The 18,454-nt window shown below is 69.8% G+C and carries 14 protein-coding genes and 1 pseudogene; 4 read left to right on the top strand and 11 right to left on the bottom strand.

The annotated features are described in order from the left end of the window. Positions 1–706: 706 nt before the first annotated feature. The 3 genes from pyk to pta all read right to left on the bottom strand — a co-directional run bounded on the left by pyk (position 707) and on the right by pta (position 5,590). Positions 707–2,134, bottom strand: a complete 1,428-nt coding sequence (gene pyk / locus ACWGKQ_RS35425; RefSeq protein WP_453296132.1) for a pyruvate kinase — start codon at positions 2,132–2,134, stop codon at positions 707–709. Positions 2,135–2,207: 73 nt separating this feature from the next. Then, the gene (locus ACWGKQ_RS35420) at positions 2,208–3,443 is read right to left on the bottom strand and encodes an acetate kinase (protein ID WP_453296131.1); all 1,236 of its coding nucleotides are present in this window, start codon (positions 3,441–3,443) and stop codon (positions 2,208–2,210) included. Next, the gene (gene pta, locus ACWGKQ_RS35415) at positions 3,440–5,590 is read right to left on the bottom strand and encodes a phosphate acetyltransferase (RefSeq protein ID WP_453296130.1); all 2,151 of its coding nucleotides are present in this window, start codon (positions 5,588–5,590) and stop codon (positions 3,440–3,442) included. The genes ACWGKQ_RS35420 and pta overlap by 4 nt, the downstream gene beginning before the upstream one ends. A gap of 195 nt (positions 5,591–5,785) precedes the next feature. Here pta and ACWGKQ_RS35410 point away from each other — a divergent pair, with 195 nt between their 5' ends. Beyond that, entirely contained in the window at positions 5,786–6,811 is a 1,026-nt protein-coding gene (locus ACWGKQ_RS35410; protein WP_453296129.1) for an ATP-dependent 6-phosphofructokinase, read from the top strand. Positions 6,812–6,919: 108 nt separating this feature from the next. Here the strand turns inward: ACWGKQ_RS35410 and ACWGKQ_RS35405 are convergent, their stop codons facing one another. From ACWGKQ_RS35405 to ACWGKQ_RS35390, 4 genes are all read right to left on the bottom strand, one after another. Next, positions 6,920–7,633 carry a helix-turn-helix domain-containing protein gene (locus ACWGKQ_RS35405; RefSeq protein ID WP_453296128.1) on the bottom strand — a complete coding sequence of 238 codons (714 nt, stop codon included), beginning with the start codon at positions 7,631–7,633 and terminating at the stop codon, positions 6,920–6,922. A 100-nt stretch (positions 7,634–7,733) separates the two neighbouring features. Next, on the bottom strand, positions 7,734–8,561 hold the full coding sequence (locus ACWGKQ_RS35400; protein ID WP_453296127.1) for a carbohydrate ABC transporter permease: 828 nt from the start codon (positions 8,559–8,561) through the stop codon (positions 7,734–7,736). A gap of 7 nt (positions 8,562–8,568) precedes the next feature. Further along, positions 8,569–9,444 (bottom strand): carbohydrate ABC transporter permease, encoded by an 876-nt coding sequence (locus tag ACWGKQ_RS35395; RefSeq protein WP_453296126.1) that lies wholly within the window; start codon positions 9,442–9,444, stop codon positions 8,569–8,571. After that, entirely contained in the window at positions 9,441–10,814 is a 1,374-nt protein-coding gene (locus tag ACWGKQ_RS35390) for an extracellular solute-binding protein (RefSeq protein WP_453296125.1), read from the bottom strand. The genes ACWGKQ_RS35395 and ACWGKQ_RS35390 overlap by 4 nt, the downstream gene beginning before the upstream one ends. 142 nt (positions 10,815–10,956) lie before the next feature. Between ACWGKQ_RS35390 and ACWGKQ_RS35385 the strand changes: the two genes are divergently transcribed. Continuing rightward, positions 10,957–11,409, top strand: coding sequence for a PPOX class F420-dependent oxidoreductase (locus tag ACWGKQ_RS35385; protein ID WP_453296124.1), 453 nt, complete (start codon positions 10,957–10,959; stop codon positions 11,407–11,409). Positions 11,410–11,532: 123 nt separating this feature from the next. Here the strand turns inward: ACWGKQ_RS35385 and ACWGKQ_RS35380 are convergent. Beyond that, a pseudogene (locus tag ACWGKQ_RS35380) lies at positions 11,533–11,799 on the bottom strand (hypothetical protein); the annotation flags it as partial. 76 nt (positions 11,800–11,875) lie between these two features. Continuing rightward, positions 11,876–12,724, bottom strand: coding sequence for a 5'-methylthioadenosine/S-adenosylhomocysteine nucleosidase (locus tag ACWGKQ_RS35375; protein ID WP_453296123.1), 849 nt, complete (start codon positions 12,722–12,724; stop codon positions 11,876–11,878). Positions 12,725–13,110: 386 nt separating this feature from the next. Here ACWGKQ_RS35375 and ACWGKQ_RS35370 point away from each other — a divergent pair, with 386 nt between their 5' ends. Together ACWGKQ_RS35370 and ACWGKQ_RS35365 are read left to right on the top strand one after the other, a co-directional pair. Further along, on the top strand, positions 13,111–13,671 hold the full coding sequence (locus ACWGKQ_RS35370) for a hypothetical protein (RefSeq protein ID WP_453296122.1): 561 nt from the start codon (positions 13,111–13,113) through the stop codon (positions 13,669–13,671). A gap of 52 nt (positions 13,672–13,723) precedes the next feature. Further along, positions 13,724–16,150 carry a tetratricopeptide repeat protein gene (locus tag ACWGKQ_RS35365; protein WP_453296121.1) on the top strand — a complete coding sequence of 809 codons (2,427 nt, stop codon included), beginning with the start codon at positions 13,724–13,726 and terminating at the stop codon, positions 16,148–16,150. Here ACWGKQ_RS35365 and ACWGKQ_RS35360 read toward each other — a convergent pair. Then, complete coding sequence (locus ACWGKQ_RS35360) at positions 16,035–16,718, bottom strand: response regulator (RefSeq protein ID WP_453296120.1); 684 nt, start codon at positions 16,716–16,718, stop codon at positions 16,035–16,037. The two genes, ACWGKQ_RS35365 and ACWGKQ_RS35360, sit on opposite strands and share 116 nt — an antisense overlap. After that, positions 16,718–18,325, bottom strand: a complete 1,608-nt coding sequence (locus ACWGKQ_RS35355) for a sensor histidine kinase (RefSeq protein ID WP_453296119.1) — start codon at positions 18,323–18,325, stop codon at positions 16,718–16,720. The genes ACWGKQ_RS35360 and ACWGKQ_RS35355 overlap by 1 nt, the downstream gene beginning before the upstream one ends. Between the last annotated feature and the right edge of the window lie 129 nt (positions 18,326–18,454).

The following is an 18,454-nucleotide window of genomic DNA, read 5'->3' as shown; positions in this document are numbered from 1 at the left end:
TGCTGATCGGGCAGACCGCGAAGACGCTCGCCGAGCAGCAGGCGTCGGCGGCGACGGCCAAGTCGGACGAGGCGAAGAAGGCGGCGGCACAGGCCAAGGCGCTCGCGGACAAGGCCGCCGGGGACGCGAAGACCGCGCTCCAGGCGGCTGCTGACGCCGCGGACTACGCGGTGCAGGCGGTGAACTCCGCAGCGGCGGCCAACGCGTCGGCGACCGCTGCGGCAGCCGACGCGGCAGCCGCAAAGAAGGCGGACGCGAACGCGCGGAAGTACGACGAGCAGGCCGGCACCGACGCCTTCTACGCCAACTTCGCCGCGAACGAGGCCGAATCGGCGGCCGCCCAGGCCGACCGCGACGCCACGGAGGCGGAGAAGGACGCCGCCGGCGCCCGTTCCGCCGCCGACAGCGCCGAACAGGACGCGGCTGCGGCCGACCGGACGGCCACCAAGGCGGAGAGCGACGCCACCGCAGCGCAGGGCGCGGCGGACAAGGCCGACACGTACGCCGACCAGGCGGACAAGGCGGCCACACGAGCGGAGGCCGAGGAACGGGAGCGGGCCAGGCAGGAACGAGCGGAGGTCGTCGACTCCGGCGGTTCGACCGCTGAGTACGTCCTGACCGGGGGCGACCGGCCCCCCACGCACCTGAGGGCGCCCCCTGTCACAGGAGGCGCCCTCAGTGTCGTGCAAGGCCCGCTACGGGGGCGTCACTTGTTGATGCCGCCGATGTGGTGGACGCGGAGCATGTTGGTGGTGCCGGAGACGCCGGGGGGCGAGCCGGCCGTGATGATGACGGTGTCGCCCGGGTTGAAGCGGTTGATCTTGGCGAGCTCCTGGTCGACCATGTCGACCATCTCGTCCGTGGTGTTCACGAACGGCACCACGTGCGACTCCACGCCCCAGCTGAGGGTGAGCTGGTTGCGGGTGTTCTCGTCGGTGGTGAAGGCGATGATCGGCTGCTGCGCGCGGTAGCGGGAGAGGCGACGGGCCGTGTCACCGGACTGGGTGAAGGCCACCAGGCCCCGGCCGCCGAGGAAGTCGGCGATCTCGCAGGCGGCACGGGCGACCGAACCACCCTGCGTGCGCGGCTTCTTGCCGGGGACGAGCGGCTGCAGGCCCTTGCTCAGCAGCTCCTGCTCGGCCGCCGAGACGATCTTCGACATCGTCTTGACGGTCTCCACCGGGTACGCGCCCACGCTGGACTCGGCGGAGAGCATGACCGCGTCGGCGCCGTCCAGGATCGCGTTGGCCACGTCGGAGGCCTCGGCGCGGGTCGGACGGGAGTTGGTGATCATCGACTCCATCATCTGGGTCGCCACGATCACCGGCTTGGCGTTGCGCCGGCACAGCTCGATGAGCCGCTTCTGGACCATGGGGACCTTCTCGAGCGGGTACTCGACGGCCAGGTCACCGCGGGCGACCATCACACCGTCGAACGCCATCACGACGTCCTCCATGTTCTCCACCGCCTGCGGCTTCTCCACCTTGGCGATGACGGGAACCCGGCGGCCCTCCTCGTCCATGACCCGGTGGACGTCGTTGACGTCCTTGGCGTCCCGGACGAAGGACAGGGCGACCAGGTCGCAGCCCATGCGCAGCGCGAACCGGAGGTCCTCGATGTCCTTCTCGCTCAGCGCGGGCACGTTGACGGCCGTGCCGGGCAGGTTGATGCCCTTGTGGTCGGAGACGACACCGCCCTCGATGACGATCGTCTTCACCCGCGCGCCCTCGACGTCCAGGACCTTCAGCTCGACGTTGCCGTCGTTGATGAGGATCTGGTCGCCGCGCGAGACGTCGCCCGGCAGGCCCTTGTAGGTCGTACCGCAGATGGTCTTGTCGCCCGGGACGTCCTCGGTCGTGATGACGAACTCGTCACCGCGCTCGAGCTCCACCGGTCCCTCGGCGAAGGTCTCCAGACGGATCTTCGGGCCCTGGAGGTCGGCCAGGACGCCGATGGCGCGGCCGGTCTCCTTGGCGGCGGCCCGGACGCGGTCGTACCGCCCCTGGTGCTCGGCGTGCGAGCCGTGGCTGAAGTTGAACCGGGCCACGTTCATGCCGGCCTCGATCATGGCGACGAGCATTTCGTGGGTGTCGACCGCGGGGCCGAGAGTACAGACGATTTTCGAACGGCGCATGGGGCGATCCTATCGGTTTGTTTCGCTACGGAATATTCCGTCTGGTGGAAGATACAAATGGGCGCTAATGTGCTCAGCTGTTATTTCCGACGGGTGCCGATCCGGTGCCGACGAGCGCGTACGTCTGGGTCGCGATCTCCAGTTCCTCGTCCGTCGGCACCACCGCGACGGCGACACGCGCGCCGGCGGGGGATATCAGCCGCGGCTCGTCCGCCCGTACGGCGTTCAGCTCCGGGTCGACCGCGAGCCCCAGCCCCTCCAGACCCGCCACGGCCGCCTCCCGCACCGGGGCCGCGTTCTCGCCGACGCCCGCGGTGAAGGCCACCGCGTCGACCCGGCCGAGGACGGCGCAGTACGCGCCGATGTACTTCTTCAGGCGGTGAATGTAGATGTCGAAGGCGAGCCGTGCCGTCTCGTCGCCCTCGTCGATCCGGCGCCTGATCTCCCGCATGTCGTTGTCACCGCACAGACCGAACAAACCACTCCTCTTGTTGAGAAGAGTGTCGATCTCGTCCATGGACATTCCGCCAACTCGGGCCAAATGGAAAATGACGGCCGGATCCAGATCACCGGAACGGGTTCCCATCACCAGCCCCTCCAAAGGCGTCAGGCCCATGGAGGTGTCCACGCACCGGCCCGCGCGCACCGCCGACGCGGACGCCCCGTTGCCGAGATGCAGCACGATGACGTTCACCTCTTCCGGTGTCTTTCCCAGCAGCCTCGCGGTCGCCCGGGACACGTACGCGTGCGAGGTGCCGTGGAAGCCGTAGCGGCGGATCCGGTACCTGTCGGCGATCCTCGGGTCGATCGCGTAACGCGCCGCGGACTCCGGCATGGTCGTGTGGAACGCCGTGTCGAAGACGGCGACCTGCGGCAGGTCCGGGCGCAGCGCCCGCGCGGTGCGGATCCCGGTCAGGTTGGCCGGGTTGTGCAGCGGGGCGACCGGGATCAGCCGCTCGATCTCGGCGAGCACCGCGTCGTCGATCACCGTCGGCTCGGTGAAGAACAGCCCGCCGTGCACCACCCGGTGCCCGATCGCGGCCAGTTCCGGCGACTCCAGCCCGAGGCCGTCCCTGGCCAGCTCCTCCGCGACGGCCTTCAGGGCGGCCTCGTGGTCGGCGATCGGCGCGACGGCCTCGCGGGTGTCACCGGTGCCGAGGCAGGTGTGCTTCAGCCGGGAGGTCTGCTCGCCGATCCGCTCGACGAGCCCGACCGCCAGCCGGCTGCTGTCCCGCATGTCGAGCAGCTGGTACTTCACCGACGAGGAGCCGGAGTTGAGGACGAGGACACGGGTCGGACGGTGGCTCACTGGGCGGTTGCCTTCTCGCTCGGGGACTGAGCCGGGCTCTGGGCCGGGGGCCGGGCCGGGCTCTGGGCAGGATCCTCGGCCGGGTTCTGGGCCTGGATCGCCGTGATGGCCACGGTGTTGACGATGTCCTGGACGAGGGCGCCCCGGGACAGGTCGTTCACGGGCTTGCGCAGCCCCTGCAGCACCGGCCCGACCGCGATCGCGCCGGCCGACCGCTGCACGGCCTTGTAGGTGTTGTTGCCGGTGTTGAGGTCCGGGAAGATCAGCACGCTGGCCTGCCCGGCGACCTCGGAGCCCGGCAGCTTGGTGGCGGCCACGGACGGCTCCACCGCCGCGTCGTACTGGATCGGCCCCTCGATCTTCAGGTCGGGCCGCCGGGAGCGCGCCAGCTCGGTCGCCGCCCGCACCTTGTCCACGTCCGCCCCCGAACCCGACGTGCCCGTGGAGTACGACAGCATCGCGATCCGCGGCTCCACCCCGAACTGGGCGGCCGTCCCCGCCGACTGGACGGCGATGTCGGCGAGCTGCTCGGCGTCCGGGTCCGGGTTCACCGCGCAGTCGCCGTAGACCAGCACCTTGTCGGCGAGGCACATGAAGAAGACGGACGAGACGATCGACGACCCCGGCTTGGTCTTGATGATCTCGAAGGCGGGGCGGATGGTCGCCGCCGTGGAGTGCACGGACCCGGAGACCATGCCGTCCGCGAGGCCCTTCTGCACCATCAGGGTGCCGAAGTAGTTGACGTCGGCGACCACGTCGTACGCCAGCTCCACCGTCACCCCCTTGTGGGCGCGCAGCAGGGCGTACTGCTCGGCGAAGGCGTCGCGCCATTCGGAGGTGGCCGGGTCGATCAGCTGGGCGTCGCCGAGGTCGATGCCGAGGTCGGCGGCCTTCTTGCGGATCTGGTCGACGGGCCCGAGCAGTGATATGTCACATACCCCCCGGCGCAGCAGCACCTCCGCCGCATGCAGCACCCGCGCCTCGGTGCCCTCCGGCAGCACCACCCGGCGCCGGTCGGAACGCGCCTGTTCAAGGAGCTTGTGTTCGAACATCATCGGGGTGAGCCGGTCGTTGCTCGGCGCCGAGACCCGCTTGTTGAGGCCGGCGGTGTCGACGTACCGCTCGAACAGGCCGAGCGCGGTCTCCGCCTTGCGCGGGGTGGCCGCGTTCAGCTTGCCCTCCAGGGAGAACAGCTGCGCGGCCGTCGGGAAGCTGTTGCCGGGTACGGACAGCACCGGGGTGCCGGGGGCCAGCCGGGCGGCGAGGGTGAGGATCTCGTCGGTGGGCCGCTCGTTCAGGGTGAGCAGCACACCGGCTATCGGCGGGGTGCCGGCGCTGTGCGCGGCCAGCGAGCCGACCACCAGGTCCGCGCGGTCGCCCGGGGTCACGACCAGGCAGCCCGGGGTCAGGGCGGGCAGGAAGTTCGGCAGCATCGCGCCGCCGAAGACGAAGTCCAGCGCGTCCCGGGCGAGCCCCGAGTCGTCGCCGAGCAGCACCTTCGCGTCCAGCACGTGCGCGATCTGGGCGACCGTCGGGGCGGCCAGCGCGGGCTCGTCCGGCAGCACGTACACCGGCACCGGCAGCCGCCCGTCGATCCGCCCGGCTATCTCGTCCCGGTCCTCGCGGGCGACCCGGTTGGCGATCATCGCCAGCACGTCACAGCCGAGACCGTCGTACGCCCGGAACGCGTTCCGGGTCTCCGCCAGCACCGATTCCGCGCTCTGGTCGCGGCCGCCGACCACCGGGATCACCGAGGCGCCGAACTCGTTGGCGAGCCGGGCGTTGAGGGACAGCTCGTCCGGGAACTGGGTGTCGGCGTAGTCGGTGCCGAGGACGAGGACGACGTCGTAGTCGCGGGCGACCAGGTGGAAGCGTTCGACGAGGGTGGAGACCAGTTCGTCGGCGCCCCGCTCGGCCTGGAGGGCGGAGGCCTCGTGGTAGTCCATGCCGTAGCCGGTCGCCGGGTCCTGGGAGAGGCGGTACCGCGCACGCAGCAGATCGAACAGGCGATCGGGACTGTCATGGACGAGGGGGCGGAAGACACCGACCCGGTCGACCTGCCGGGTCAGCAGCTCCATCACGCCCAGCTCGACCACCTGGCGGCCGTCGCCGCGGTCGATCCCGGTCACGTACACGCTGCGCGTCACGTGTGCACTCCGTTCCGTCCTCGCCCTGTCACAAAAGGCCGCGTACAAAAATCGCCCACCGGGGTGAGCGGAACCCTCTTGACAATACCCCTGGGCATGGCTATGGCGCCCGTCGCGGAATCGTCGGTGCCCGGTCCGACATGAAACAATCGGATCGGCTCACCGGTCACGACAGCGAGCAGGAGACACACCACCATGCGCATCGGAGTTCTCACCGCAGGCGGCGACTGCCCCGGCCTGAACGCCGTCATCCGATCGGTGGTGCATCGGGCTGTCGCACAGTACGAGGATGAGGTCATCGGTTTCGAGGACGGCTTCCGGGGGCTGCTCGAAGGCCACTACACCCCCCTCGACCTGGAGGCCGTCAGCGGCATCCTGGCCCGCGGCGGCACCATCCTCGGCTCGTCGCGACTGGAGCGGGACCGGCTGCGCGAGGCCTGCGAGCGGGCCACCGACATGGTCGAGGAGTTCGGCATCGACGCGCTGATCCCGATCGGCGGCGAGGGTACGCTGACCGCGGCCCGCATGCTGTCCGACGCGGGCCTGCCGGTCGTCGGTGTCCCGAAGACCATCGACAACGACATCTCGTCGACCGACCGTACCTTCGGCTTCGACACGGCGGTCGGGGTCGCCACGGAGGCGATGGACCGCCTCAAGACCACCGCCGAGTCCCACCAGCGGGTGATGGTCGTCGAGGTGATGGGCCGGCACGCCGGCTGGATCGCCCTGGAGTCCGGCATGGCCGCCGGTGCCCACGGCATCTGCCTCCCCGAGCGGCCCTTCGACCCCGCCGACCTGGTCAAGATGGTCGAGGAGCGGTTCTCCCGCGGCAAGAAGTTCGCCGTGGTGTGCGTCGCGGAGGGCGCGCATCCCGCCGAGGGCACGATGGACTACGTCAAGGGCGAGATCGACCGGTACGGCCACGAGCGCTTCCAGGGCATCGGCACGGCCCTCGCGTACGAGCTGGAGCGGCGGCTCGGCAAGGAGGCCAAGCCGGTCATTCTCGGGCACGTCCAGCGGGGCGGCACGCCGACGGCCTACGACCGCGTCCTGGCGACGCGGTTCGGGTGGCATGCGGTGGAGGCGGCGCACCGGGGCGACTTCGGGAAGATGACGGCGCTGCGGGGGACGGACATCGAGATGGTGCCGCTCGCGGAGGCGGTGACCGAGCTGAAGACGGTGCCGAAGGATCGGATGGACGAGGCGGAGTCGGTGTTTTAAGGGGCGGTTCGGTTGTGGGCGGGCTGCGGGCCGGTGGGGGTTGAGCGCGCCTACGCGGCGGAGCCGCATATCGAACACAGCCCCGCGCCCCTTGCGGGGCGCTTGTCCTTACGGGGTCGAGTTCTCCACCCTGTTCCAGAACTGGGTGACGACCCCCGCCAGGAAGTCCTTTCCCCTGTCCTCCGCTGAATCGGTTGTCGGGATGTTGCCCCAGGCCAGGGTTGCCGTCATCTGGACCTGGTAGCTCTCGTGCAGGTCGCGCAGGGTGTGCTCGATCAGGTGTTTGTCCAGGGGGACGACCCTGCCCACCTGACGGACGTAGGCCTGCCACCGCGTGGTGACCGCGCTCCGCAGCAGCTCCGCCAGTTTCTCCTCCTTGCCGGTGACGGTGATGAAGTCGGGCAGGGAGAGCCGGAGGACCTCGGCCAGGGCGGCGGACTGCCGTTCCGTGCCCTGCCAGTCCTCGTCCTCCTCCATCGCGAGGTAGCCGAGAAGGTCGAGGCCGACCGCCAGTGCCACGTCCTCCGGGGCCAGCCCGCGGGCGATGCGGTGTTCGCGCAGGGTCCGCGGCCGGCCGATCAGTTCGCCCGGGGAGCACCACAACACGCCTGCGAGAGCCGTGAGTTCGGGGCTGGTCGGGGTCAGCGCCCCGCGCTCCCAGGCCAGGACGAGATCGGGCGTGGCGTACGGCAGCCCGTACGAGGCCCGCAGGTCGTGGGCCACATGTTCCGGCCCCATCCCGAGAGCGGCACGGAGCCTGCGGGCGGTCGGGGCGTTGAAGGGAGGACCTGGCTGGTTCGGAAGAGCTGGGGGTCGGCGCACAGCCGACAAGGTAGGGGCGTTCAGGGCAACTGACTACGGTCCGTTCGGCCAGGAACACGGATTGTGCGAAGGTACGGTTTCGTAGGTACGCATGACCTGTTCATCCCTTGACGGCGCCGCCCAGCGCGAACCCGCCTCCCAGCCTGCGCGCGACCAGGACGTACAGCAGGATCACCGGCGTCGAGTAGAGGACGGAGAAGGCGGCGAGCTGGCCGTAGGCGACGGTGCCGCGGTTGCCGAAGAAGTCGTTGATGCTGACCGAGGCGGGCATCTGGTCCGGCGAGAGCAGCAGCATGAACGGGACGAAGAAGTTGCCCCACATCATCACGAAGGCGAAGACGGTGACGACGGCGAGACCGGGTCCCATGAGCGGAAGCACGATCCGCACCAGCGACTGGGCGGAGTTGGCGCCGTCCGTCCACGCGGCCTCCTCCAGTTCCTTCGGTACGCCGTCCATGAAGTTCTTCATCAGCCAGATGGCGAAGGGGAGTTGGGAGGCGGCGAAGAACAGGATCGTGCCCTGCATGGTGTCGATGAGGTTGATCTGCACGAACAGCGCGTACACCGGCACCATGATCGCGGTGATGGGCAGGCTCGTCGCGAAGAGGATGGAGAGCAGGAACGGCCGGTTGAGCCGGGAGCGGTAGCGGGACAGCGGGTAGGCGGCCAGGGCGGCGCAGGCGACGGTCAGCGCGGTGCCGCCCCCGCACAGGATCAGGCTGTTGAGCAGCGGGGTGAAGGTGATGTCGGGGGTCAGGATCGCGTCGAAGTTGCCGAAGGTGAGCCCGTCCGGGATCTTCACGCGGAGATCGGCGTGCGGGTCGAAGGCGGAGAGCAGCACCCAGGCGAGCGGCAGCACGAACGCGGCGGCCACGACGAGCAGGCCGAGGTCGGCGGCGAGGCGGCGGGAACGTCGGTTGCGGGACATCGTCGGCTCACACCTCCGTGCGCAGCAGGCGCATGTAGACGACGGAGAAGAGCGAGCCGACCAGGAGCAGCAGAAGGGCGACGGCGGTGCCGTACCCGATCATGCTGTTCTGGAAGGCCTGTTCGTACATGAAGAGGGGCAGGGTCTGGCTCCTGTTGCCTGGTCCGCCCCGGGTCATCACCCAGATCAGCCCGAAGACGGAGAGCGTCGAGAGGGTGTTGAGCATGAGGTTCGTCGCGATGGAACGGCGGATCATCGGCAGCGTGATGTGCCACATCCGCCGCCAGCCGTCGGCGCCGTCGACCTCCGCCGACTCCTCGATCTCGACCGGTATCTCGTCGAAGGCGGCTGAGTAGACGAGCATCGAGAAGGCGGTGCCCCGCCAGATGTTGGCGAACGACACCGCCAGGATCGGCAGGGTGTACAGCCAGTTCTCTCTCGGCAGGTGCAGGAAGCCGAGGATGGCGTCGAGGGTGCCCTCCCGCCGGAAGAACGCGTACAGCAGGAAGCCGGCGACCACCTCCGGCAGCACCCATGCCGTGATGACGATCGCGCCGGTGACCGTCCGGACGGGCTTGGACGCCCGCCGCATGAGCGCGGCGAGCGCCAGCCCCAGCGTGTTCTGCCCGACGAGCGCGGACAGCACGGTGAAGACGAGGGTGAGCCATACGGCGTTCAGGAACTCGTCGTCCTTGAACGCCGTACGGAAGTTGGCGAAACCGACGAAGGAGGCGTGCGCCTGGCCGGTGAGCTGGAGGTCGGTGAAGGCGATGTAGACGCAGTAACCGATGGGCCCGGCGAGGAAGAGCAGCAGGACGATCAGAGCGGGAGTGAGGGGGAGGACCCGGAACAGTCTCCGGGAAGCGGTGCTCACCTGGCTCACTTGGTGATCACCTGGTTGTTGGTGACGTCCTTCAGCGTCGAGTCGTACTGACTCGCCGCCTTGTCCACGGAGGCGTCACCGGTGGTCACTCCCTCCATGGCCTCCTGGATGGCGACGGAGACCTTCGGGTAGGCCGGGTAGGCGGGCCGGTAGTGCGTGCTCGAGACGAGGTCGGTGAAGAACTTGATGCCGGGCTGGGCGCCGACATACGACGGGTCGCTCGCCACGTCCTTGCGCACCGCGATGCCGGAGTTGGCGATATACCATTTTTCGGCGTTCGCCTCGGTCTGCATGGTCTTGACGAAGTCGAAGGCGAGGTCGGGGTTGCCGGCCTTGGACGGAATGGCCCAGGTCCAGCCGCCGGACATGCTCACCTTGCCCGGTGCCTGCCCGTTCTGGGTCGGCATGTAGGCGAGGCCCAGGTCCTTCGACCAGTCGGGCCATGCGTGCCCGCTTCCCGGCAGCCAGTTCTGCGGCAGCCAGGACCCGTCGAGGTCGATGCCGATCTTGCCCTGGGGGAGCAGTTCGCCGTTCACGTTGGTGGCGAAGTTGGGGTCGAGGGCGTCGGAGACGTCGGGTCCGAGCTTGTCCTTGTACACGGACTGGACGAACGACAGCGCGTCCTTGAAGCCCTGGCCGCCGGCGATCCACTTCTTGGTGGTCTTGTCGTACAGCGGGTCGGTGGTTCCGTCGTTGGTGCCGTACAGCAGCATCTCGAAGCCCTGCATGGTGGCCGCCTCGCCGACGCCCTTGCCGGTGTAGACGTTGAGCGGTGTGACGCCGGGGACCTTCTGCTTGATCGTCCGGGCGGCGGCGAGCACGTCGTCCCAGTTCTTGGGCTGCCAGTCGGAAGGCAGCCCGGCCTTCTTGAACACGGCCTTGTCGAACCAGAGTCCGCGGGTGTCGGTCCCGTCGGGCACGCCGTAGGTCTTCCCGTCCTCGCCCTGGGCCGCCGTCTTCGCCGTGGCGATGAACTGGTTCCAGTCCGGCCACTTGGCGAGGTAGGAGTCGAGAGGCTTCAGATAGCCGCTGGTGATGTCCGAGTTGATGAGGAAGGTGTCCTCGTAGACCAGGTCGGGGGCGGTCCTGGGCGACCGGAGCATCTGCTCCAGTTTGGTGTAGTAGTCGGCGTCCGCGGCCTTGATGGGGACGAGCTCGACTTTTTTGCCCGGATATTCCTTCTCGAACTGCTTCTTGATGTCCGCGAGAAACGTGTCCATCACCTTGATGGAGTTGTCCGTGGACTGCTTGAAGGCGATCTTGACAGTGTCGGGGCTGCTGCCGGATCCGCCGCCGCACGCGGTGAGGGATGCGGTGGCGGCTGTGGTGACGAGAGTGAGGGCAACGATGCTGACGGCGGTGGGGCGCACGGGCACGACCTCCTCGGCGGCCACTGCGCTGTGGCCTGGGGGTTCGTCTCTCTCCTGCGCTGTGAAGGTAAGTGGAGTGGTCTAGTCAGGTCAATGAGTCTGCGGGGGTTTGCTGGGGGAGGGAGCAGGTGAGGCTCCCCCCATGTATTCCGTGGACCGCACAGGCAGGTTGGACGAGCAGGTTCGTGAGCGGCTGCTGGCGCCGAACTTCTGGCATCTCGCGACCGTCGGGCCCGACGGTGCGCCGCAGGTGTCGCCCATGTGGGTGGACCTCGAAGGCGACCACGTCATGGTCAACACGGCGATCGGCCGCGTGAAGGAGGAGAACCTGCGGCGCAACCCCGCCGTCTCGCTCTCGCACCACGACCCCGGCAACCCCTACGACCGGGTGGAGATCCGGGGGCGGGTGGTGCGGTTCGTGGAGGGGGAGGAGGCGGAGCGGTCCATGGACCGGCTGACCCGGAAGTACATCGGGGAGGACCGGTACCCGTGGCTGCTGCCCGGGGAGCGACGGGTGATGCTGCTCATCGAGCCGGTGAAGGTACGACGGGTGGTGGGCGTGGAGCCGTTCCGGCCGGGGGTGTTGGAGCGCTAGAGCAGGTGGTCGGCTCGGCCGGCCTTGAACGGGATGACCCGCAGGGTGACACGGTCGCGCTCGGACATCCGCAAAGGTGGTCGAGCTGTCGCCGCGCCGCCGCCTTCGGGCCGCCGAACTCCATAGCATCCGGTCCTGCTGGGCGGTGAGGAGCGCGCGGTAGGTGTCGTACTGGCGTTCCGTGGTCGGCGGCAGATCCGTCCCTCGGACGCCGAGCGCGTCGAGGAGGGCCAGGACCGCCTGGTCCGCGGTGACCGGGGCGTCGTCGTAGCCGCGCAGGTCCACGAAGAGCGTGCCGCCCGGGAACCACCCCTTCGCGCGCGCCCGATGTGCCGTCTCCACCGCCAGCGCGGTCTTGCCGGGGGAAAGGTGCGGGAGCAGGCGGTCCAGCTCCGCCGACCGGCCGGTGAAGCCAAGCGGACGCGACGGCAGGGTCGCCGAAGCGTGAGGGACCGGGCCCTTGCCGCTAGCGTCCGGTCCGCTTGCCGGTGACGGGGCCGTGGAAGGTGCCGCCCCTGAAGTCGATGTGGTCGCCGCCGTACCGTGCTTGGGGATCCTCCTCGGAGTCCGAGGACTCCCGGGGCTGGTGCTTGCGCAGGATCCCCACCGCCACCGACGCGGCCCTTTCGGCGGCGAGTAGCTGTGAGCCCGAGGCGTCTGCCGTGTGCTTGTCGGCGTTGGCGAGGTCGCTGATGCCGCGGATCACCAGGGCGTCCAACTGGCCGTTCAGGTGGGCCGCGTGCGCGGCGCCCGTGCCCTCCATCTCGATCGCGCAGGCGTCGTTGTAGTGGTGGCGGATATGGGCGGCGAAGGCCGATCTGTCGTCGGCCAGGACGACATCGCCGACGGCGATCGGCTTGCGGTGTCCCCGCACGTCCGGCATGTCACGCAGGGCCGAGCGCGCCGCCTGCACCAGTCGGTGCGAGCCCTGCCACACCTCGGGGCGTGCCTGGAAGCCGTTCGGTGTCTGCTTGCCGCCGTGGATGGCGTACACCTTCGTGCCGACCACGACGTCACCGATCTCGATGTCGTCCTTGAGGCCGCCCGCGGCTCCGACGAAGAGAACCGCCTCGGGGTCGAGCCAGTCGACGATCTGCGTGGTGAGCGAGGCGGCGGTCAGGGCACCGACACCCAGTTCGGCGAGCGCGACGGTCCAAGCGGTGTCCGCGAGCCGGCCGAGTTCGACCCGGGTGCCGTTCTTGGGGTGGACGATCTCCTCGGCGCCGACGAGATGGGCGCGCACGGCGTCGTACTCCTCCGGCAGAGCGGTGAGGATGACGGCTGCGGCGGTGGGACGCGGTCGCTTCGCGGGCATTTGTTTACGGTAGCGCCAAGTCGCCTGCGGGGCCGGGACGTTGCCCCGTGCCACGGATCAGACGGTGATCAGGCCGATCGAGGCCAGCTGCGGCAGCTCATGGGCGGCGGCGCACAGCTTGGGTGGCCAGCCACTGTTCCAGGGCCTCGGACACGACGGCGGAGAAGTCCGTCCTGCCGGTCCTGGCCTCGATTTCCCTTATCAACGACTGGGGGAGGGACACGGACCGCTTGCCGGCCCGCTCCGGCGTGGGGGAAACGCCATGACTGCTCACTCACAAAACGCAATACCAGCGGTAGGAAAAAACGAGTGAAGTGGAGAATGGGCAGGTCGGAGGCAGTATGGTCGTCCGGCGTGGGTCGGGCCGTCGGGTGGGGGAGAGCCGTATGCCGGAGCAGGGTGTCACCGTCGGGCAGTTGCTGCTCGCCGAGTACCAGACGGTCAAGGACGAGCAGAAGGCGCGGATCGGGTTCCGGGACAACCTGCTGTACGTGACGCTCGGGGTGGTGGCCGCCGTCATCGCCGCGGCGGCACAGGCCAAGCAGGCGTCGATGCTGCTCGCGTTGCCGCCGGTGTGTGTGGTGCTCGGGTGGACGTACCTGGTCAACGACGAGAAGATCACGGCGATCGGGTACTACGTGCGGGACGAGTTGGGGCCCCGACTCGCTCAACTGGCGTCTGATGGCGGGGATTTCAGCACCTTCGGCTGGGAGGCGTACCACCGGACCGACGTCCGGCGGCGGACCCGCAAGATGTTCCAGGCCGTGATCGATCTGACCGCGTTCTGTGCGGTGCCACTGGCGGCGCTGGTGGTGTTCTGGGCGGGCCGGGACGGTGGTGGGTTGCTGGTCGGGCTGTCGGTGCTGGAGGCGCTCGCGGTGGTGGGGCTCGGGGCGCAGGTCCTGCTGTACATGAGGCCGGCAAGACCGGCACGGACGCCGGCCTGACGCCGTACCGTTGATGCTCACGCATTGGGGGCATCGGGGGACGGAACGGCACATGGGAACGGCTTTATCGGCTTTGCTGGCGGCTCTGGCCGAGGGCGCGGGTGGGGATGCCGGGCGGGTGCTGGCCGAGGCGGCGGACGGTTCGGGGCGGCCGGAGGCGTTACGGGCCTGGGGTGACCGGGTTGCGGAGTTGCTCGGCGGGGACCCGCGGGTTGCGGGTGCCGTTGCGGCTGCCATGGAGCGGCATGCGCCGGGTAGCGCGGCCGCTTGGTACGGGGGTGATCACTCCGACTTCCGTGGCGGGGTCTTTCTGCGCGAGGTGGTCGGGGTCCAGGTCGTGATCCAGCAGGGCGGAGGTGCGGCGGCGCCGGAGGCGTTGGCTTCGCTGCCGCCGAAGCCGAGTGGGTTCACCGGGCGGGAGGACGAGACGGCTGAGCTGCTGCGTGCGCTCGATGATTCCGCCGCGGCGCTCGTCAGTGCCGTGTCCGGGCTCGGGGGCATCGGCAAGACGGCGCTCGCCGTCGAGACGGCGTATCTGGCGTGCGGGAAGGGGTGGTTCCCCGGCGGGGTGCTCTTCGTCGACCTGCATGGGTATGACGAGCAGCCGGTCAGCGCCGGCCAGGCCCTCCAGTCACTGCTGCGGGCGCTCGGGGTGCCGCCGGAGCAGATTCCGGCTACGGCCGATGACCGGGCGAGTCTCTATCGATCAGTGCTCGCCCAGCGAGCGGCGGTGCTGGTGCTGGCCGACAACGCTTCGTCGCCGGGGCAGGTACGGCCGTTGCTGCCGGGGAAGGGCCGGCATCGGGTGCTGGTGACGTCACGCGACCGGCTGCCTCAACTCGGGGCGCGGCTTGTGCCGTTGGGCCAGCTCACGCCCGAGGAGGCACGACGGCTTCTCGAATCGGCCCTGAGGATCGCCGATCCCGAGGACAGCCGCGTGGCGGACGACCCCGAGGCCGCCGGGCAACTCGCCGGGCTCTGTGGGCATTTGCCGCTTGCTCTTCAGATCGCGGCAGCGTTGCTGGCGGAGGATCCGGGTATGGCGGTCGCGGAACTCGTCGCCGAGCTGGGGGCTTCGCATGACCGGCTCGTTCACCTTGATGACGGGGAACGCAGCGTTCGCGCGGCCTTTGAGCTGTCCTATCGTCGTCTGCCGCCCGAGCAGGCCCGGCTGTTGCGCCTGCTTGCCCTTGTGCCGGGACCCGAGGTGAGCGGCGAGGTCGCCGCCGCGCTGCTGGGGGCCGATGCTCCTCCGCTGCGGGAGTTGAAGGGTCTGGCTCGCGCGCACATGGTCGAGCGGGGCAGTGGCCGCGGGTGGTGGCGGTTGCATGACCTGGTGCGGGTGTTCGGAGCGGGCGTGGTGGCGGGGGACGGGCGGTTGCGAGAGGAGGGCGAAGCGGCGCGGGAGCGGGTGTTGGCGTCGTACGCGTGGTGGGCAGAAGCGGCCGATCAGCGCTTGAAGTGGCTACCGGGGATGCCGGAACCGGAACGATTCGAGAACCGGGCGCAGGCGATGGCGTGGCTGGACGGGGAGCGTGTGGGGTTGGTGGCGGCGGCCGGGTGGGCGCGGGAGAAGCGGTTCGCGGTAATGACGGCTTCGCTGGCCGGGTCGCTGGGGGAGTATCTGCTCTGGCGGCGGTATTTCGACGATCTCATCTCCGTCATGGAGGCAGCGCGGGAGTCCGCTCATCAGGCCGGGGACCAGTTGCGTGAGGCCAGGGCGTCGGACAACCTCGGCATCGCCCTGCGGGAGGCGGGCCGGACGGAGGAGGCGATCGACGCCCACACCCACGCCTGGAACCTGTTCCAGGCCGTCGGAGACCGCCGTGACGAGGCCATGGCGTGGACCAACCTCGGCCTCGCCCTGCGGGAGGCGGGCCGGACGGAGGAGGCGATCAGCGCCCATACCCGCGCCCGCGACCTGCACCACGCCGCAAAGGACCGCCAGCGCGAGGCCATCGCGTGGATCAACCTCGGCCTCGCCCTGTCGAACGCGGGGCGGCCGGAGGAGGAGGTCGAGGCCGTCCTCCGCGCCCTCGACCTGTTCCAGGCCGTGGGGGACCGCCATCGCGAGGGCATGGGGTGGACCAACCTCGGCCTCGCCCTGCGAGAGGTGGGCCGCCCGGCGGAGGAGATCGACGCCCACTCCAAAGCCCTGGAGATCTTTCTGGAGTTCGAGGACTGGTACAGAGTCGGCCAGACCCTGCACAACTTGGCCCTCACCCACCAGGTCGCCCACAGCCTCGCCGAAGCCCGCACCTACTACCTTCAGGCCGCCGACGCCTACACCCGCGCCGACGCTGCCGCCGAAGCCACTGAAGTCCGCACCTACGCCGCCCTCCTCGGCTCTCCCTTTTCCGCCCCTACCGCCCCCGCCCCCACCGATAAACCAGTTCCGGCCTCCCCACCTGCCCGTACAACGGACTCCGCCCCGCCCGCCCCGCCTCCACCAAGTGCTCCAGATACCGGCGAGCCGTGATCCGCGAGATCCCCACGCTCTCCGCCAGCGCCGCCGCGGTCAGCCCTTCCTTCGACTCCCGCAGCGCGACCGTCACCCGCTCCAGCGTCGGTGCGCTCAGCCCCTTCGGAAGCGCCGCGGGCGACGGCGCCCGCAGTGCCGCCAGTGCGCGGTCCACCTCGTCCTGTCCGCTCGCCTCGCCCGCCGCCGCCCGGAACTCCGCGTACCGGGTCAGCCGGTCACGGAGTGTCGCGAAGGTGAACGGCTTCAGGACGTACTGGACGACACCCAGCGAGACCCCCTCCCGCACCACCGCCAGATCCCGCGCGGACGTCACCGCTATGACGTCCGCCTGATGCCCCGCCGCCCGCAGCGAGCGTGCGAACTGCAGGCCGTGCACGTCGGGCAGGTGCAGGTCCAGGAGGAGCAGGTCCACGGGCGTACGATCCATGATCCGCCGTGCCTCCGCCCCCGTGTGCGCCTTGCCCACCGCCACGAACCCCGGCACCCGGCCCACGTACATGACGTGTGCGTCGGCGGCCACCGGGTCGTCCTCGACGACCAGTACGCGAATCGGTTCCCCGCCCATCACCCGTCACCCCGCAACGGCAGCCGTACCTCGAACACCGCTCCGCCCTCCGGCCCCTCCGCCACGGTCAGGGTCCCGTCCAGTCGTACGACCGCCTGCCGTACCAGGGCCAGGCCCAGCCCCCGCCCGCCCGGTCCCGCCGGCTTCGTCGAGAAGCCGCGCTGGAAGACCAGCTCGGCATGGGCGGGGTCGACCCCCGCGCCCGTGTCCGTCACCCGCATCACCAACTCGGCGTCCTCCGCGTACGCGGTCACCGTCACGCGCGCCCCTGCCGTCCCCTGGGCCGCGTCCACCGCGTTGTCGATCAGGTTGCCGAGGATGGTGACCAGATCGCGCGCCGACAGGCTCTCCGGTAGCAAACCGTCATCCAGCCGGCTCTCGTCCGAGACCACCAGCTCCACGCCCCGCTCGTTCGCCTGGGCGGTCTTGCCCAGCAGCAGGGCGGCGAGGACCGGTTCGCTGACGGCCGCCACCACCTGGTCGGTCAGCGCCTGCGCCAGCTCCAGCTCCGCCGTCGCGAAGTCGACCGCCTCCGAGGCTCTGCCCAGTTCGATGAGCGAGACCACCGTGTGCAGGCGGTTCGCCGCCTCGTGGGCCTGCGAGCGCAGCGCCTGCGTGAAGCCTCGCTCAGAGTCCAACTCGCCCATCAGGGACTGGAGTTCGGTGACGTCCCGCAGCGTGACCACGGTGCCTCGGCGCTCGCCCCCGGACACCGGGGACGTGTTCACCACCAGCACCCGGTCCGCCGTCAGATGCACCTCGTCCACCCGGGGCTCGGAGGCGAGCAGCGCACCCGTCAACGGCGCCGGCATGCCCAGCTCGGCCACCGAGCGGCCCACGACCTCCCCCTCCGGGCCCACCCCCAGCAGCTCCCGCCCCCCGTCGTTGATCAGCGCCACCCGGTACTGGCCGTCCAGCATCAGCAACCCCTCACGCACCGCGTGCAGCGCCGCCTGGTGGTAGTCGTGCATGTGACTCAGCTCCGCCGCGTTCATGCCGTGGGTGTGGCGGCGCAGCCGCGCGTTGATCACGTACGTGCCGATCCCGCCCAGCGCCAGCGCACCCGCCGCCACCCCCAGCAGCGCCGTCACCTGCTCCTGGACCCGCTGGCTGATCGCCTCCACCTTGATGCCGGCGCTCACCAGGCCGACCACCCGGCCCTTGTCCCACACGGGCGTCACCGTGCGCACCGACGCACCGAGGGTGCCCTTGTAGGTCTCGCTGTAGGTGTGGCCCTGCTGGGCCGCCTCGATATGGCCCAGGTAGTGCTTGCCGATCTCCTTCTGTTCGGGGTGGGTCCAGCGGATGCCGCTCGGGGTCATGATCGTGATGAAGTCGACCTCTGTGTCGCGCATCACCTGGAGGGCGTACGGCTGGAGCTCCTTCGAAGGGTTCGTCGTGTGGATCGCCGCGCGGACCGACGGCGCGTCCGCCACCGACCATGCCACCGCCGTCGCCTGCCGGGTCGCCGCCGCCTCCGCCTGGTGGCGGTCGCTGACGTACGTGAACAGCGCGTAACCGGCCACCAGCACCGCTATCAGCACGGCCTGCATGGCGAAGAGCTGGCCGGCCAGGCTGCGGGGGCGGGGGACTGGCGGAAAACGCATGTCAGCAGTGTGCCCCCTGGGTTAAGCGCGAACTAAATGAACGGAAGGGTGACCGCCCTCACAGAACGGGAGATAGTCACGGCATCCCCCACATCCCCCGGACGTGAGCCGCACGCCGGTCATACCGAC

This window comes from Streptomyces sp. NPDC054770, assembly GCF_053611985.1.
Note: the sequence above shows the minus strand (reverse complement) of the source record. Positions and strands in the feature narration are given on the sequence as shown.

Bases quoted from the DNA above. Each gene is read 5' to 3' on its own strand.
- pyk (WP_453296132.1), bottom strand. From the start codon at position 2,134: ATGCGCCGTTCGAAAATCGTCTGTACTCTCGGCCCCGCGGTCGACACC.
- ACWGKQ_RS35410 (WP_453296129.1), top strand. From the start codon at position 5,786: ATGCGCATCGGAGTTCTCACCGCAGGCGGCGACTGCCCCGGCCTGAAC.
- ACWGKQ_RS35400 (WP_453296127.1), bottom strand. From the start codon at position 8,561: ATGTCCCGCAACCGACGTTCCCGCCGCCTCGCCGCCGACCTCGGCCTG.
- ACWGKQ_RS35385 (WP_453296124.1), top strand. From the start codon at position 10,957: ATGTATTCCGTGGACCGCACAGGCAGGTTGGACGAGCAGGTTCGTGAG.
- ACWGKQ_RS35375 (WP_453296123.1), bottom strand. From the start codon at position 12,724: ATGCCCGCGAAGCGACCGCGTCCCACCGCCGCAGCCGTCATCCTCACC.
- ACWGKQ_RS35370 (WP_453296122.1), top strand. From the start codon at position 13,111: ATGCCGGAGCAGGGTGTCACCGTCGGGCAGTTGCTGCTCGCCGAGTAC.
- ACWGKQ_RS35365 (WP_453296121.1), top strand. From the start codon at position 13,724: ATGGGAACGGCTTTATCGGCTTTGCTGGCGGCTCTGGCCGAGGGCGCG.
- ACWGKQ_RS35360 (WP_453296120.1), bottom strand. From the start codon at position 16,718: ATGGGCGGGGAACCGATTCGCGTACTGGTCGTCGAGGACGACCCGGTG.
- ACWGKQ_RS35355 (WP_453296119.1), bottom strand. From the start codon at position 18,325: ATGCGTTTTCCGCCAGTCCCCCGCCCCCGCAGCCTGGCCGGCCAGCTC.